This is a genomic window from Nesterenkonia xinjiangensis, assembly GCF_013410745.1.
GTDB classification, from domain to species: domain Bacteria; phylum Actinomycetota; class Actinomycetes; order Actinomycetales; family Micrococcaceae; genus Nesterenkonia; species Nesterenkonia xinjiangensis.
In genome coordinates this window covers 1,167,035-1,181,990 of record NZ_JACCFY010000001.1, presented here as the reverse complement: position 1 = coordinate 1,181,990, position 14,956 = coordinate 1,167,035, and the positions used below count along the sequence as shown (strand labels likewise).

General features: G+C 68.6%; 13 protein-coding genes. 11 read left to right on the top strand and 2 right to left on the bottom strand.

What is annotated here, in order from left to right:
* Positions 1-37: 37 nt before the first annotated feature.
* Entirely contained in the window at positions 38-1,087 is a 1,050-nt protein-coding gene (locus HNR09_RS05510) for a homocysteine S-methyltransferase family protein (protein ID WP_179541127.1), read from the bottom strand.
* A 306-nt stretch (positions 1,088-1,393) separates the two neighbouring features.
* Positions 1,394-2,098 carry a GNAT family N-acetyltransferase gene (locus HNR09_RS05505; RefSeq protein WP_179541126.1) on the bottom strand — a complete coding sequence of 235 codons (705 nt, stop codon included), beginning with the start codon at positions 2,096-2,098 and terminating at the stop codon, positions 1,394-1,396.
* A 104-nt stretch (positions 2,099-2,202) separates the two neighbouring features.
* Here HNR09_RS05505 and trhO point away from each other — a divergent pair, with 104 nt between their 5' ends.
* The 11 genes from trhO to HNR09_RS05450 all read left to right on the top strand — a co-directional run bounded on the left by trhO (position 2,203) and on the right by HNR09_RS05450 (position 14,936).
* Positions 2,203-3,144 (top strand): oxygen-dependent tRNA uridine(34) hydroxylase TrhO, encoded by a 942-nt coding sequence (trhO, locus tag HNR09_RS05500; protein ID WP_179541125.1) that lies wholly within the window; start codon positions 2,203-2,205, stop codon positions 3,142-3,144.
* A gap of 5 nt (positions 3,145-3,149) precedes the next feature.
* On the top strand, positions 3,150-4,799 hold the full coding sequence (locus tag HNR09_RS05495) for a DUF7059 domain-containing protein (RefSeq protein ID WP_179541124.1): 1,650 nt from the start codon (positions 3,150-3,152) through the stop codon (positions 4,797-4,799).
* 114 nt (positions 4,800-4,913) lie between these two features.
* Complete coding sequence (locus HNR09_RS05490; RefSeq protein WP_179541123.1) at positions 4,914-5,723, top strand: winged helix-turn-helix domain-containing protein; 810 nt, start codon at positions 4,914-4,916, stop codon at positions 5,721-5,723.
* Positions 5,724-5,816: 93 nt separating this feature from the next.
* Positions 5,817-8,636, top strand: a complete 2,820-nt coding sequence (gene topA / locus HNR09_RS05485; RefSeq protein ID WP_179541122.1) for a type I DNA topoisomerase — start codon at positions 5,817-5,819, stop codon at positions 8,634-8,636.
* A gap of 6 nt (positions 8,637-8,642) precedes the next feature.
* Entirely contained in the window at positions 8,643-9,695 is a 1,053-nt protein-coding gene (locus HNR09_RS05480; protein ID WP_179541121.1) for a Ppx/GppA family phosphatase, read from the top strand.
* Entirely contained in the window at positions 9,682-10,551 is an 870-nt protein-coding gene (locus HNR09_RS05475; protein WP_179541120.1) for a sugar phosphate isomerase/epimerase family protein, read from the top strand. Before HNR09_RS05480 ends, HNR09_RS05475 begins: the two co-directional genes overlap by 14 nt.
* Positions 10,551-11,396, top strand: coding sequence for a pyrroline-5-carboxylate reductase (proC, locus tag HNR09_RS05470; RefSeq protein ID WP_179541119.1), 846 nt, complete (start codon positions 10,551-10,553; stop codon positions 11,394-11,396). The genes HNR09_RS05475 and proC overlap by 1 nt, the downstream gene beginning before the upstream one ends.
* 10 nt (positions 11,397-11,406) lie before the next feature.
* Positions 11,407-12,798: a TrkH family potassium uptake protein gene (locus tag HNR09_RS05465; protein WP_218881889.1), complete on the top strand. Its 1,392-nt coding sequence runs from the start codon at positions 11,407-11,409 to the stop codon at positions 12,796-12,798.
* Positions 12,791-13,462, top strand: coding sequence for a potassium channel family protein (locus HNR09_RS05460; protein WP_179541118.1), 672 nt, complete (start codon positions 12,791-12,793; stop codon positions 13,460-13,462). Before HNR09_RS05465 ends, HNR09_RS05460 begins: the two co-directional genes overlap by 8 nt.
* A 58-nt stretch (positions 13,463-13,520) precedes the next feature.
* Entirely contained in the window at positions 13,521-14,738 is a 1,218-nt protein-coding gene (locus tag HNR09_RS05455) for an acetoin utilization protein AcuC (RefSeq protein WP_378938828.1), read from the top strand.
* Between the two features lie 99 nt (positions 14,739-14,837).
* Entirely contained in the window at positions 14,838-14,936 is a 99-nt protein-coding gene (locus HNR09_RS05450; RefSeq protein WP_081652675.1) for a 30S ribosomal protein bS22, read from the top strand.
* Positions 14,937-14,956: the final 20 nt, after the last annotated feature.

The window sequence follows — 14,956 nt, the reverse complement described above, 5'->3', positions numbered from 1 at the left end:
GGGTACTCGCCCCGCCGCTGTCCTCCGGCGTGCCCCGTCAGGCGCGGGAGCCGAGCTCCGCGATGTGCCCCGGGAGCCGGTCGTGCGAGCCGTACATGAAGTGGTTCTCCATCCGTTCCGAGTACCGGCTGGCTTCCGTGGTCCGCCCCACCGCCTCGGCCACCTGACGGATGTGCATCGGAGCGGCGCCGCAGCACACGCCCAGGTAGTTGATCCCGAGCGCGTGGGCCTCCGCTGCGAAGGCGCCGATCTCGTAGCGGTTGGTGAACAGCGGGTCCAGTGCGGTGGGGAAGGTCCGTCCGTGGGGGGAGGGAACGGCCGCGCTGTCGTCGGAGAGGTTGAAGAACGTGGGTTCCGACTCGGTGGTCCGGTAGGGGATCGGCAGCGCACCCACGTGGCAGGACACAGCCGCCCGGATCTGCCGCAGCCAGGGCATCATGGTCTCCGGCCCGCGGAAACAGTTGAGCCCGACGACGTCGGCTCCCGCCTGCTCCAGGCGCTGGCAGGTCTCCACCACGCCCAGGCCGTCGGCCATCTCCTCGAAGGCCATCGGCGCCAGGGTGAGTACCACCGGCAGCTCGGCGGAGCGGGCGATCTCCAGGGCGGCCAGCGCCTCGCCGGCATAGTAGAAGGTCTCCCCGACGATCAGGTCGGCGCCCTCATCGGCGGCCCAGCCGACCATCTCCTCGAACATGGCCCGGACCTCGGCCTGCTTCGCCGCGTCAGCGGGATCCCAGATGTTGGAGTTGGAGATGTTGCCGGCCACGAGGTCCCCTGGGCGGGCGTCGGCCACCTCGCGGGCGATCTGCAGGGCAGCTCGGTTCAGCGGTTCGAGCAGCTCCTCCTTGCCGATCACCCGCATCTTCTCGCGGTGTCCGTTGTAGGTGAAGGCCTCGACGATGTCCGAGCCGGCGCGTTGGAAGTCCACGTGCAGGGAGCGCAGTGCCTCGGGATGCTCCAGGGCGACCTCGGGGACGAACTCCCCGGCGGAGAGATATCCGCGGCGCTCCAGCTCGAAGAGGAAGCCTTCGGCGCAGATCACCGGTCCGTCGTCGAGACGGTCAGTGAACGAGGGGTGGGCGGTCATCACCGCTCCTTTCAGTCATGGGACGTGAAGCTGCCACGTGAAGGAGCGGCCGAGGCGAGGCCTCGCATGTCCGGCCGTGCGCACGGACCGGCCGTGCGCATGAATCTGTCGTGGCAGTGCCGATGACAATACAGGAATGATCAGCGCAGCGGAAGATTATGTTCAGCGCTGGTCATCCAGGGTCTCCCCGGACACGGCTGAGGGCCGCGTCCCTGCCGGGGAGACCGCCCGGAGCGGGCGGAACGGCGGGGGCACGGCCCTCGGTCGGTGGACGTCGTGCGGAGGCGCGGAGACGGACTCCGCTGCTCAGGCCTGGCCTTTGAGATCGTCGAACTGGGAGTGCGAGGGGCGGGTGCGGTCACTGTCGGGCGAGCCGTAGACGTACACGTCGCCCAGCAGCGTCCAGCCCAAGTACTCATAGAGCTCCAGGCCTTCGGCGTTGGCGACCAGCAGGCCGACCTCGACGTCGTCCTCCAGTGCGATGGCCACCAGCGCGCGGGTCACGAAGGTGCCCAGTCCCTGCCGCCGATGGGAGGGGTTGGTGTAGATCCGGTCGAGGATGGCGTGCTCGTCGACGATGGCGACGCGGCCCCGGGCGGCGACGGTGTCGCCGTCGAGGACCGTGAACAGCGTCCACCCGTCGTGGTCGTCGCGGGTCGTGGAGTAGCCCTCGGGTGTGATGGGGTCCTCGACGTCCTGGGTGTCCATGTCGACGGCCATCAGCTTCTCCTCGTCGCTGATCCGCTCCAGGCCGTTCAGAGAGTCCTTCAGGCGCACGTCGCCAGGCTCAGCGATCAGCGTGAGCAGGCGTCGGGGACTCTTGGTGACCTCGGCGATGACCTTCTGCAGGTCGGCCTCGTCCGGGGCGTACAGGACGTACTCCCATTCATCCGAGTCGCCGGAGCGCAGGGCCGAGTGGACCGACCCGGCATGGTCCACGTCATAGTCGTGGGTCCTGGCCCAGCCGGTCACCCAGGTGCGGACGAGTGCGTCGTTCAGCTCGGAAGTCATGTCACGACTATATGAATAAAACGCCTGCCCGTGGGAGGGGATGAGGCAACGAGTTCATAAAGTTGCGCCGATGGAGGCCTCTCCGATCGGTATCCTGGGTTGCCGTGAGCATCTCCCGGATCGTCCTCTACTACACCTTCACCCCGCTCTCGGATCCTGAGGCCGTGCGGCTGTGGCAGCACACCCTGTGCCGCGAACTGGGGCTCAAGGGGCGCATCATCGTGTCTCCCCATGGTCTCAACGGCACGGTCGGCGGCGAGCTCTCCGCGGTGAAGCAGTATGTGAAGCAGACCCGCACCTACGGCCCGTTCCGGGACATGGAGTTCAAATGGTCCGACGGCGGCGCAGAGGACTTTCCCCGGCTCTCGGTGAAGGTCCGCCCGGAGCTGGTCGCCTTCGGCGTCCCGGACGAGGTGCAGGTCGATGAGTCCGGGGTGATCGGCGGGGGTCAGCACCTGACGCCGCATGAGGTCCATGAGCTGGTCGACGCTCGCCGGGCCGAGGGTGTGGAGGTCGCCTTCTTCGACGGACGCAATGCGGTGGAGGCCCGGATCGGCCGGTTCAAGGACGCCGTGGTCCCGGAGACCGAGACCACGCGAGACTTCGTCGCAGAGCTGGACTCCGGCAAGTACGACCATCTGAAGGACCAGCCGGTGGTCACCTACTGCACCGGGGGCATCCGCTGCGAGGTGCTCTCCTCGCTGATGCGCAACCGCGGTTTCGAAGAGGTCTACCAGCTCGACGGCGGCATCGTGCGCTACGGGGAGACCTACGGGGACTCCGGCCTCTGGGAGGGCGAGCTGTACGTGTTCGACGGGCGGATGAACACCCGATTCAGCCAGGACTCCGTCACCGTGGGAGAGTGCACGCGCTGTGCGGCTCCCACCAGCACCCTCCACAACTGCCTCGACCGCGGCTGCTCGACTCTTCAGCTGTACTGCGAGGACTGCCGCCACATCCCTGAGACGACCCGCTGCGCGGCGTGTGAGGACCGGCTCTCCCGGCCCTCGCAGCTCCCTGCTCCCGTGCCCCTGGAGAGGTCCTGACACCGATGCCCCGCCTGTCCCGCGAGTCCGCCGCGGCGCTGCCCGCCCCCTCCTCCGCAGATCTGGACCTGGTGGCCGCGCTGCGCGGCGACCTGCTCGCCGCCGGCTTCACCAACCTGCACGTGGCCGAGCTGCTCGGCGAGGACGCGGTGGCGGCCCTGAGTCGGGAGCAGATCGCCCCGGGGCAGCTGCAGGTGGGTCGGCTGCTCGCCGCTCAGCGGCCGGATCCCGGGGCGGTGCTGGCCGCGCTGTGGCTGCTGGACGTGGAGGTGCCCGCCGTCGTCGTCGACTCTGCGCTGCCCGGCGTCGGTGCCGCGGGGCTGGTCCGGCTGGGCCTGGCCCACCGGGACGGTCCGCTGTGTCGGCCGTCGGTGGACCTGCGCCCCTTCCAGGTGGCGGGCGGGTCCTCGACCGAGGACCTCTGGGTCGCCTCTGATCTGTCCTCGCATCAGGTGGACGGCGCGCTGCCTGCCGAGCATGTGCTCGGGATCGGGCAGGCCAGTCTGACACTGGCCTCGATCACTCACCGGCGGCCCGTGCGGCGGGCCCTGGACATCGGCACCGGCTGCGGCATCCAGCTCTTCCAGCTGCTGGACCACGCCGAGCATGTGGTCGCCACCGACATCTCCTCGCGTGCGCTGGGCTTCGCCCGCTTCAACCTGCTGCTCAACGCCGAGGCGCTGAGGCTGGACCCCGCTCGGTTGGACGCTCGCGTGGAGCTGCGTGAGGGCAGCCTCCTGGAGCCGGTGGCCGACGAGCGCTTCGACCTGGTCGTCTCCAATCCGCCGTTCGTCATCACCCCGCGCGCCACCGAGGCCAGGGTGGGGGAGCGGTATACCTATCGCGACGGAGGCCGCACCGGGGACGAGCTGATGGCAGAGCTGGTCGCTGGGCTTCCGGCGGTGCTGGCACCCGGCGGGACGGCCCAGATGCTGGGCAACTGGGAGGTCCACGGCGAGGTCGACTGGCAGCAGCGGCCGCGTCGCTGGGCAGAGGAGGCCGGACTGGACGCCTGGTTCATCCAACGGGATCTGCAGGACGGCCCCGGCTACGCGGAGACATGGCTTCGCGACGCCTCCGAGCAGCGAGATCTCGACGACTACCGCGGCCGGTACTCCGACTATGTGGAGGACTTCGCCGCCCGGGGTGTCTCCGCCGTGGGCTTCGGCATGGTCTGGCTGCATCGTCCGGAGGTGGGCGACGATGGCTCCTCCTCGGTGACCTGGTGCCGGGCGGAGGAGATCACCCACCCGGTCGACCAGCCGCTGGGCCCGGCGCTGGGGTGCACCACCCAGCGTGCGCTCGCCGTGGCGCGGGAGCCGGACGCCGTGCTGGACCTCAGGCTCGTCGTCGCCGAAGATGTCACCGAAGAGCGGCACCAGCGTTTCGGCGCCGCCGATCCGGAGGTCATCCTCGCCCGGCAGGGCGGAGGGCTGCGTCGCATCCGGCCGGTCTCCTCCGGGGCGGCGGGGGTGCTGGGGGCGGCCGATGGCGAGTTCGCCGTGGGGCAGCTGATCACCGCAGTGGGTGCGCTGCTCGACGACGGCACGGTCGACGTCGCCGAGCTCACCGCCGGTCTGCGCGGCGAGATCCGGGACCTTTATGTGGACGGGTTCCTGACCGAGGCGTCTGGGGAGGGCGCGGGGCGTTTCTGAGGGTGCTCCCGAGAGGGTCGGCCGTGTCGATCCGCCGCTCCTCACAGGTGGTCCAGGGGTGTTCCGTGACGTCCCGTGATGTGTGCGTCACATCTGCTCGTCTAGACTTCCTGCATGTCACCTCGCGCCGCATTCGCAGATCAGGACGACGTGTCGACGGGTGCGCCTGCCCCGGAGGCAGGGCACGACCATGCTGATCTGCCGCCCGCGGTCGTCATCAAGGATGTGCAGGCGATCCGGGCGCTCGCCCATGAGGCGCGTCTGACGGCCCTGGACGAGCTCTTCGGCACCCACCGGGTCTATACGGCCACTGAGCTGGCCGAGCAGTGCGACGTCACCCCCTCCGCGATGAGCTACCACCTGCGGGCCCTGGAGAAGTACGGCTACATCCGCCGCGTGGAACGCCACGGCGACGGCAGGAACCGCTACTGGCAGGCGGCCGCCCGGCGGCTGCGGATCTCGGGCTTCGACTCCTCGGCGCATGCCAAGAACGCCTATGCGAACGCGCAGATCAAGTCGCTGCAACGGCGCATCAGTGACGAGATCCTGCGCCGCGAGCAGCGCGGCCCCTCTTCGGAAGAGCTGCATCCGATCCTCTCTTCGGGGATCCTCTCGCTGGACGGGGATCGGGCCCAGGAGTTCAAACAGCGTCTGTATGCGTTGGTGGCCGAGTACGAGCAGGCCTGCAACGAGCATCCCGAGGAGGACCCGGACATGCGGCTGCACTATTTCGTCTCCGCCATCGAGGAGCCTGTCCGTTCCGCCGCCGCGACGCCTGCCCAGGCGGGCTCCGGGGAAGACGCCGCGGAAGACGCCGGGGAAGATGCCGGGGAAGACACCGGGGCAGATTCCGGGGGACACTCCGGGGCGGCACCTGAGTTCGGTGCTTCCCCCGTCGCTCCGGCCGACGCCTCGTCCCCGTAGGCCGGAGGGGCCCTGGACGGGGGCGGGGGCACCGATCCGGGGCACTGATATATTGAGCACCGCCGCCCACCCAACCCGACGTCGAGGAGAGCAGTGCCCCCCAAGGCCGCAGCAGGCAAGAAGCTGGTGATCGTCGAGTCGCCCGCCAAGAGCAGGTCGATCGCCAAGTACCTGGGTGACGACTTCATCGTCGACGCCTCGGCCGGACACATCCGTGACCTGCCGCAGCCCTCGGACCTTCCTGCGGAGATGAAGAAGGGTCCGTTCGGGAAGTTCGCGGTCAATCCGGAGGGCGGGTTCGAGCCCTATTACGTGATCTCCGAGTCGAAGAAGAAGAAGGTCGCCGAGCTCAAGCGCGCGCTCAAGGAGGCCAGCGAGCTCTATCTCGCCACGGACGCCGACCGCGAGGGCGAGGCCATCGCGTGGCACCTGCTCGAGGTGCTCAAGCCCAAGGTCCCGGTCTACCGGATGACCTTCACCGAGATCACCAGAGAGGGCATCACCCGGGCCCTGGACAACGTCCGCCAGATCGACGAGGACCTGGTCGACGCACAGGAGACCCGTCGGATCCTGGACCGCCTCTACGGCTATGAGATCTCGCCGGTGCTGTGGCGCAAGATCGGCCGCGGACTCTCCGCGGGCCGTGTGCAGTCGGTGGCCACCCGCCTGGTCGTGGAACGTGAGCGCGAGCGCATGGCGTTCATCCCAGCCTCCTACTGGGACCTCTCGGGCACCTTCACCACGGAGGGTGACGAGTCCTTCTCCGCGAAGCTGTATGCCGTCGACGGCGCCCGCGTGGCCTCCGGCTCCGACTTCGATGATCGAGGGCAGCTGAAGTCCACCCGCTCGAAGTCCGAGGTCACGGTGCTGGACCGAGAGGCGGCAGAGTCGCTGGCCGAGGGTCTGACGAAGGCCAGTTTCGAGGTCGACTCCCTCGAGGAGAAGCCCTACAGCCGCCGTCCTTCACCGGCGTTCACCACCTCCACGCTGCAGCAGGAGGCCTCCCGGCGCCTGCGCTTCTCCTCCAAGGTCACCATGCAGGTGGCCCAGCGGCTGTACGAGAACGGCTACATCACCTATATGCGTACCGACTCGGTGACGCTGTCCACGGAGGCGATCACCGCCGCGCGTCGTCAGGCCGCCGAGCTGTACGGGCCGGAGTCGGTGCCGGAGAAGCCGCGCCACTACGCGAAGAAGAGCGACTCGGCCCAGGAGGCACACGAGGCCATCCGCCCGGCCGGTGACCACTTCCGCACGCCCGGCCAGGTGGCCGGGGAGCTGTCCAAGGAGGAGTTCCGCCTCTACGAGCTGGTCTGGAAGCGCACGGTCGCTTCGCAGATGGCCGACGCCAAGGGCTTCACCGCCTCAGTGCGGCTCACCGGGCAGGCCGTGGACGGGCGCAGGGCCACCTTCGGTGCCTCCGGCACGGTCATCACCTTTCCGGGCTTCTTCGCCGCCTATGAGGAGATCCGGGAGAAGACCGCCGGTGACGGCGAGGAGAAGGACGACGCCTCCGGATCCGGGGACAAGCGCCTGCCGAAGCTGGAGAAGGGCGAGTCCATCACCGGCGAGGACGTCCGGGCCAAGGGGCACGAGACCACACCGCCGGCTCGCTATACGGAGGCGAGCATCGTCGCAGAGCTCGAGAAGCGGGAGATCGGCCGCCCCTCCACCTATGCGCCCACCATCTCCACCATCATGGACCGTGGCTATGTCACGAAGCGCGGCTCCGCACTGGTGCCCTCCTGGACCGCCTTCTCGGTGATCCGTCTGCTGGAGGAGCACTTCGGTCGCTACGTGGACTACGACTTCACCGCCCGGATGGAGGACGACCTGGACCAGATCGCCCGCGGGGAGATCGAGCGTGAGGCCTGGCTGCAGGGCTTCTACTTCGGTGCCGACAGCGGCGTAGAGGGCCTGCGACATGTCGTCGACAACCTCGGCGAGATCGACGCCCGGGCGATCAACTCCATGGAGATCGCCGAGGGCGTCACGCTGCGAGTGGGTCGCTACGGACCCTATCTGGAGCGTCCGGCCGCTGAGGGCGACGAGGCGGCACAGCCGCTGCGGGCGAACATCCCGGAGGAGCTGGCCCCGGACGAGCTGACTGCCGCACGCGCTGAGGAACTCTTCGAGCAGGCCCAGCATTCTGGACGGGTGCTCGGCCATGATCCGGAGACAGGCCGGGAGATCGTCGCCAAGGACGGTCGCTACGGCCCCTATGTGACTGAGGTCGTCGAGGAGATGACCGAGGAGCAGGTCCAGGCGCACATGGACGCGCAGCCGACCGAGTATTACAAGAACGGCAAGCCCAAGCCGAAGAAGAAGCCGGCGAAGGTGAAGCCGCGCACCGGCTCGCTGCTCAAGGACATGTCCCTGGAGACGGTGACGCTGGAGGATGCGCTGAAGCTGCTCTCGCTGCCGCGGGTGGTCGGCGTCGACGCCGACGGCGAGGAGATCACCGCGCAGAACGGCCGATTCGGCCCGTACCTGAAGAAGGGCACCGACTCTCGCTCGCTGGAGTCCGAGGAGCAGCTGTTCACGGTCACGCTGGAGCAGGCCCAGGCGATCTATGCCCAGCCCAAGCAGCGTGGACGGCGTCAGGCGGCGAAGCCGCTGGCCGAGTTCGGGCAGGACCCGACGTCGGAGAAGCCCGTCGTGGTCAAGGACGGTCGTTTCGGGCCCTATGTCACCGACGGCGAGACCAACATGACGGTCCCGCGGGGCACCTCGGTGGAGTCGCTGACCAAGGATCGGGCCTTCGAGCTGTTGGCCGAGAAGCGGGCCAAGGCGCCGGCGAAGAAGGGCGGTCGCACGGCGGGCTCCGGCTCGAAGGCCTCGTCGGCGAAGAAGAGCTCCTCAGCGAAGAAGGCCTCCACCAAGAAGGCGGCCACCGCCGGTTCGGGGAAGTAGGGGACCATGCGTCTGGGCGTGCTCGACATCGGTTCCAACACTGTCCATCTGCTTCTGGTGGACGCCCATATCGGGGCCAAGCCGGAGGCCTTCGCCTCGCACAAGCGCCCGCTCTCCCTGGTCAGGCATCTGGACTCCGACGGTGCGATCACCGTTCAGGGGCAGGAGGAGCTGATCGGCTTCATCGATGAGGCCGCCCGCTTCGCGGCCCGTCATCGGGCCGAGGACCTGCTGTCGTTCTGCACCTCGGCGATCCGGGAGGCCACCAACGGAGACGAGGTGCTGGCCCGGGTGGCCGCGCAGACCGATGTGGAGCTCATGGAGCTCACCGGTGCCCAGGAGTCAGCGATGACCTTCCTGGCGGCGCGCCGCTGGCGCGGGTGGAGCGCGGGGCACATCCTGAACTTCGACATCGGCGGCGGCTCCTTCGAGATCGCCTACGGGCAGGACGAGCTGCCCACCTCCGCGATGTCGGTGCCGCTGGGGGCCGGTCGGCTGACGCGAGACTGGCTGCCTGATGATCCGCCCACCAAGGATCAGATCAAGGCGCTGAAGACCTATGTGCGGGAGGAGGTCGAGGCGGCCCGTCTGGAGTTCCCGACGCCCAACTCGCACACCGAAGTGCTCGCCACCTCCAAGACGTTCCGCTCCCTGGCCCGGATGACCGGCGCGGCCCCCTCGGCGGCCGGTCCGTACGAACCGCGTGTCCTGACGCACAAGGATCTCAAGGCGCTGGTCAAGCGGCTGGGGCTGATGAGCGCGGCCGAGCGGGCGGAGCTGCCCGGCGTCTCCACGATCCGTGCCCGGCAGGTCTTCGCAGGAGCTCTGGTGGCCGAGACGGCGATGCGGGCGTTCGGCGTCGAGGAGCTGCAGATCTGTCCCTGGGCCCTGCGCGAGGGGCTCATCCTGCGTCGGCTGGACGCGCTGGTGCGGGAGAACGCGGTGGAGGTCTCCCATGCTCCCGGAGTGGGGCATGTGGACCTCGCCCGTGAACTGAACCGGCCGAGGCGGGATGACGTCGCGGCCTCACGAGCGGCGGTCGAGCATGCCCACCGCTGAGCATCGCATTCCGGTGGCCCTGTCGACCTCCTCGATTTACCCGCTCGGGGTGGCCGAGGGATTCTCCATCGCGGAGGACCTCGGCTACGACGCCATGGAGGTGATGGTCACACATCGCGCCGAGACCCAGCAGTCTGCGGTGCTCAACGAGCTCTCCTGGCGCTTCGGGCTGCCGGTGACGGCGATCCACGCGCCGACGCTGCTCCTCACCCAGCAGGTATGGGGCTCTGCCTGGGAGAAGCTGCGGCGCAGCGCCAAGCTCGCGGCCGCCGTCGGGTGCGACACGGTGGTGGCGCATCCGCCCTTCCGCTGGCAGGCGGGCTACGCGGAGCGTTTCGCCGAAGGCATCGCCACGCTGGAGGAGGACACCGGCGTCCGCTTCGCGGTGGAGAACATGTACCCGTGGAGGGCCGGCGGACGGACTGCCGCGATGTACCTGCCGCACTGGGACCCGGTGGATCAGAACTACCCCCATGTGACCTGGGACTTCTCCCATGCGGCCACGGCGGAGGCGGACTCCCTGGAGTCCTGCCGACGGCTCGGCGGTCGGCTCAAGCACGTCCACCTCACCGACGGCTGGTCCAACGGGTTCAAGGACGATCACCTCATCCCGGGCCACGGGGAGCAGCCGGTGGCCGAGACCTTGGAGCTCATCGCCTCTCCGGACTTCGCCGACGGCGAGGGCTTCCGGGGCGTCGTCGCGGTCGAGGTGGCCACCCGCGGAGCGAAGCAGGTGGGCGAGAAGGAACGATGGCTGGCAGAATCTCTGGAGTTCGCCCGGCACCACCTGGCACGAGGGGCGTCCCGGGCCGAGGTCTCGGGGAGTGCCCATGACACGGATGAGGAGACCCATTGATGCGCATCGCCATGCTCGGACTCGGTTCTATGAATGGAGCCATCCTGGCCGGCTTCCTCGCCTCGGGAGTGGCCCGTGACCATGTCGTCGCGACCTCCCGATCGGCGGCCTCCGCGCAGGTGCGGGCCGAGCAGCACGGCATCACCGTGCTCGCGGAGGAGGATGACGCCGAGGCGAACCGGCGTGCGGTGGCCGAGGCCGACGTCGTCTTCCTGGGCGTGAAGCCGCATGGGATCGTGGCGCTGTGCGAGGAGATCCGCGAGGCGGTGAAGCCCGAGGCGGTGGTGGTCTCGGTGGCCGCCGCTGTGGACCTGCAGATGATCCAGGGGGCCCTGCGCGCGGACCAGCCGGTGATCCGCTCGATGCCGAACACACCGCTCTCGGTGGGGATCGGCGTCGTCGGGCTGGTGCCCGGCGCCCATGCTACGGAGCAGCAGGTCGCCGCAGTCCAGGGCCTGCTGGAGGCCTGCGGTGCCGTCCACGTGATCGAGGAGGCGCAGATCGACGCCCTCACCGGCATCTCCGGTTCGGGGCCGGCCTATGCCTTCTATCTGGCCGAGCACATGGCGGCCGCCGGGGTCGAGCTCGGACTGGACCCTGCCCTGGCCGCCGACCTGGCCGCCCACACGGTCCACGGGGCAGGCCGGATGCTGGTGGAGAACCATGACACCGGAGCGGCCGACGCTGCGGCGCTGCGGAAGGCCGTCTGCTCGCCCAACGGCACCACCGAGCGGGCCATCGGTCGGCTGGACGAACACGGCGTCGCCGCCGCAGTGGTGGCGGCAGTGAAGGCCAGCGCGCACCGCTCCGCAGAGATGACCGCGGAACTGAACGAACAGGTCTAGGCTTTCACCCATGAAGAGGGACGCACAGCCGCAGGCCGGGGGAGGCCTGCGGACCGATTTCGTGGGCTGGCTCAAGGGCATCGCCGGGGCTTCCCCGGCGCGCGCGGCGCTGCTGATCTTCGCCTTCGCGATCGCCGTCTTCACCTCCCTGCTCATGCTGCCGTGGGCGACCTCCAGCGGACGGTCCGCGTCGTTGCCCGAGGCGCTGTTCGTGGCGACCTCCGCCGTCTCGGTGACAGGGCTGACCCCGGTCAACACCGCGGACCACTGGTCCCTGGCCGGGCAGATCATCATCATCGTGGCCATCCAGCTCGGCGGGCTGGGGATCCTCACGGTGGCGTCGGTGCTGGCAGCCAGCGTCTCGCGGAGCTTGGGCGTGCGCACCAAGCTGGTGGCGCAGGAGGGCTGGAAGACTGACCAGCTCGGCGAGGTCGCCAGTCTGATCCGCATCGTCATCATCATCTCTCTGGCGATCGAGGCGGCGCTGGCCGCGGTGCTGGTGCCGCGGCTGATCGCCATCGAGGGTGACGTGCTCACCGGCCTCTGGCACGGGGTCTTCTATGCCATCTCCGCGTTCAACAACGCCGGATTCGTGATCCATTCTGACGGCCTGGCCGGCATCGGCTATGACCCCATCTCGGTGTGGACGATCATGATCGGTGTCTTCCTGGGCAGCCTGGGCTTCCCGGTGCTCTATGTGCTGTGGCGCTTCCGCTGGCACTTCCGCAGCTGGAACATCCACGCCAAGCTCACCGTGGAGGTCACCACGCTGCTGATGGTGGCGGGGGCGGCGATCTACGCGTTCATGGAGTGGAACAACAACGCCACGATCGGTGACATGCCGATGTGGGAGAAGTTGCAGAGCTCGCTGTTCGCCTCGGTGAACATGCGTTCCGGAGGGTTCTCGGTGGTGACCTCCAACGAGGAGAACTCCACCACCATGCTCATCTCCGACGCCCTGATGTTCGCCGGTGGGGGCTCGGTGTCCACGGCAGGCGGCATCAAGGTCACCACCATCGCGGTGATCTGGCTGGCGTTCCTGGCTGAGGCGCGGGGGCACAAGGAATCGGTGGCGCATGCCCGGACCATCCCGTCCTCGACGGTCCGTGTGGCAGTCTCTGTGGTGGCGATGGGTGCGACCATGGTGCTCCTCTCCACGCTGGCGCTGATGAGCATCTCAGGGCTGGACATGGAGCGGCCGTTGTATGAGTCGATATCGGCGTTCGGGACGGTGGGGCTGACCTCAGGGCTGACCTCGGAGCTGCCGCCCTCGGGCCTGTACATCCTCGCCGCCTTGATGTTCGCCGGCCGTGTGGGCATCATTTCATTCGCGGCTGCGCTGACCGTGCGTCAGCGCAGCACGCGCTACCGCTATCCGGAGGGGAGGCCGATCCTTGGGTGATCGCCGCCAACAACGTAACCGACCGGTCCTGGTCGTCGGGCTGGGCAGGTTCGGCATAGCCCTGGCCGAGCAGCTCATCGCGCAGGGCAAGGAGGTGCTGGCCGTCGAGCGGCACCGCGGGCTGGTGCAGAAGTACTCGGACACTCTGACCCATGTCCTGGAGGCCGATGCGACCGACATCGAGGCGCTGCGCCAGATCGGTGCCGACGAGTTCGACTCGGCGGTGGTGGGGGTGGGTACCTCCATCGAGTCCTCGGTGCTGATCGCTGTGAACCTGGTCGACCTGGGTGTGAAGCATGTCTGGGCCAAGGCCATCAACCCGACCCATGGGAAGATCCTCAAACGGATCGGCTGCCACCATGTGATCTACCCGGAGCATGACGCCGGGGTGCGTGCGGCGCACCTGGTGTCCGGGCAGATGATGGACTTCATCAAGTTCGACGACGACTTCGCCATCGTCAAGATGCGCCCCCCGAAGGACCTGCAGGGCAAGACCATCGACCAGTGCCAGCCGCGACGCCGCCATGGCGTGAACGTGGTGGGGGTGAAGTCCCCGGGCCGCGAGTTCGTCTATGCTCAGCCGGACACCCTGGTCTCTCCGGGGGACACCATCATCGTCTCCGGTGACGTCACGAAGCTGGAGCATTTCGCAGAGAGCGCCTGAGCGTGACACATCCCGTCCCGGATCGCCGGGCCGGGTGCCCCTGGCGTAGGCTCGCGGTGTGACGCCGACCTCGTTCCGAGCTGCCGTGCCCACCGCCGTGGTCTGGGATCCGGCGCTGCTGGAGTACCGCTTCCACGCTACCCACCCGATGGATCCCGTGCGGCTGGACCTGACCCAGCGGCTGTGTCGGGAGTTCGGGATCCTCGATGATCCTCTGGTCCGGATGATCTCCCCGGGCATCGCTGAGGACGAGACCCTGCTCAGCGTGCACGACGCCGGCTACGTCGACGCGGTGAAGACCGCCGCCTCCGGTGGACAGGCCTCCGCGGTGCACGGACTGGGCACCGAGGACACTCCGGTCTTCCCGGAGATGCATCTCGGGGCCGCCCGCATCGCGCAGGGGAGTCTGGAATGCGCCGAGGCGATCCTCGCCGGGGAGGCGGTGCACGCAGTGAACTTCGCCGGGGGCCTGCATCATGCGGCGCGCGCCAGGGCCGGAGGGTTCTGCGTGTACAACGACGCCGCCGTCGCGACCCAGCGGCTGCTGGACGGAGGGCTGTCCAAGGTGGTCTACCTTGACGTGGACGCCCACCATGGGGACGGCACTCAGGACATCTTCTACGACGATCCCCGGGTCATGACGATCTCACTGCACCAGACCGGCGTCTCGCTGTATCCGGGCACGGGATTCCCCGCAGAGATCGGCGGACGGGCCCCGGACGGCACCAGCGCAGAGGGCACCGTGGTGAACGTGGCGCTGCCGCCGCAGACCGGTGACGCCGGCTGGCTGCGGGCCTTCCATGCGGTGGTCCCGGCGCTGGTGCGGGCCTTCGAACCCGATGCCATGGTGTCCCAGCACGGCTGTGACACCCATGAGGAAGACCCGCTGACGGATCTGCGGCTGAGCATCGACGGGCAGCGGCAGCTGGCCCTCGACATCGCTCAGCTGGCCGAGGAGGCCTGTGGGGACCGCTGGATCGCCACCGGAGGCGGCGGATACTCGGTGCACCGGGTGGTGCCGCGCAGCTGGACCCATCTGACGGCGATCGCCGCCGGGGACCCGATTCCCCTGCGCACCCTGGTCCCGGAGCCGTGGCGCGAGCATGTCCGGCGCACCTGCGGGGTGGAGGCCCCGGAGCGGATGAACGACGACGCCGAGCTGTGGTGGCGGTCCTGGGAGCTGGGCTACGACCCCTCGGATGCGGTGGACCGCGCGGTGATGCAGACGCGCCGGGAGCTCTTCCCGCTCTACGGCCTGGACCCCTGGTTCGACTGAGGGCCGGGCGCTGCCCTCGATTCCAGTCATGGGCCCCGGAACCGCTACACTGTTCCGAGACCTTTCGACTATTCACCGACAGACAAGGATCTGCACCCTATGGGCTCAGTGATCAAGAAGCGCCGCAAGCGTATGGCGAAGAAGAAGCACCGCAAGCGCCTGCGCAAGACTCGTCACCAGCGGCGCAACAAGAAGTGAGCTCCGCTGAGCTGACATGG

What these genes read in the sequence shown, in the direction of transcription:
- HNR09_RS05510 (WP_179541127.1), bottom strand. Translation starts at nt 1,087, where the DNA reads ATGACCGCCCACCCCTCGTTCACTGACCGTCTCGACGACGGACCGGTG.
- HNR09_RS05505 (WP_179541126.1), bottom strand. Translation starts at nt 2,098, where the DNA reads ATGACTTCCGAGCTGAACGACGCACTCGTCCGCACCTGGGTGACCGGC.
- HNR09_RS05495 (WP_179541124.1), top strand. Translation starts at nt 3,150, where the DNA reads ATGCCCCGCCTGTCCCGCGAGTCCGCCGCGGCGCTGCCCGCCCCCTCC.
- HNR09_RS05490 (WP_179541123.1), top strand. Translation starts at nt 4,914, where the DNA reads ATGTCACCTCGCGCCGCATTCGCAGATCAGGACGACGTGTCGACGGGT.
- HNR09_RS05480 (WP_179541121.1), top strand. Translation starts at nt 8,643, where the DNA reads ATGCGTCTGGGCGTGCTCGACATCGGTTCCAACACTGTCCATCTGCTT.
- HNR09_RS05475 (WP_179541120.1), top strand. Translation starts at nt 9,682, where the DNA reads ATGCCCACCGCTGAGCATCGCATTCCGGTGGCCCTGTCGACCTCCTCG.
- proC (WP_179541119.1), top strand. Translation starts at nt 10,551, where the DNA reads ATGCGCATCGCCATGCTCGGACTCGGTTCTATGAATGGAGCCATCCTG.
- HNR09_RS05465 (WP_218881889.1), top strand. Translation starts at nt 11,407, where the DNA reads ATGAAGAGGGACGCACAGCCGCAGGCCGGGGGAGGCCTGCGGACCGAT.
- HNR09_RS05450 (WP_081652675.1), top strand. Translation starts at nt 14,838, where the DNA reads ATGGGCTCAGTGATCAAGAAGCGCCGCAAGCGTATGGCGAAGAAGAAG.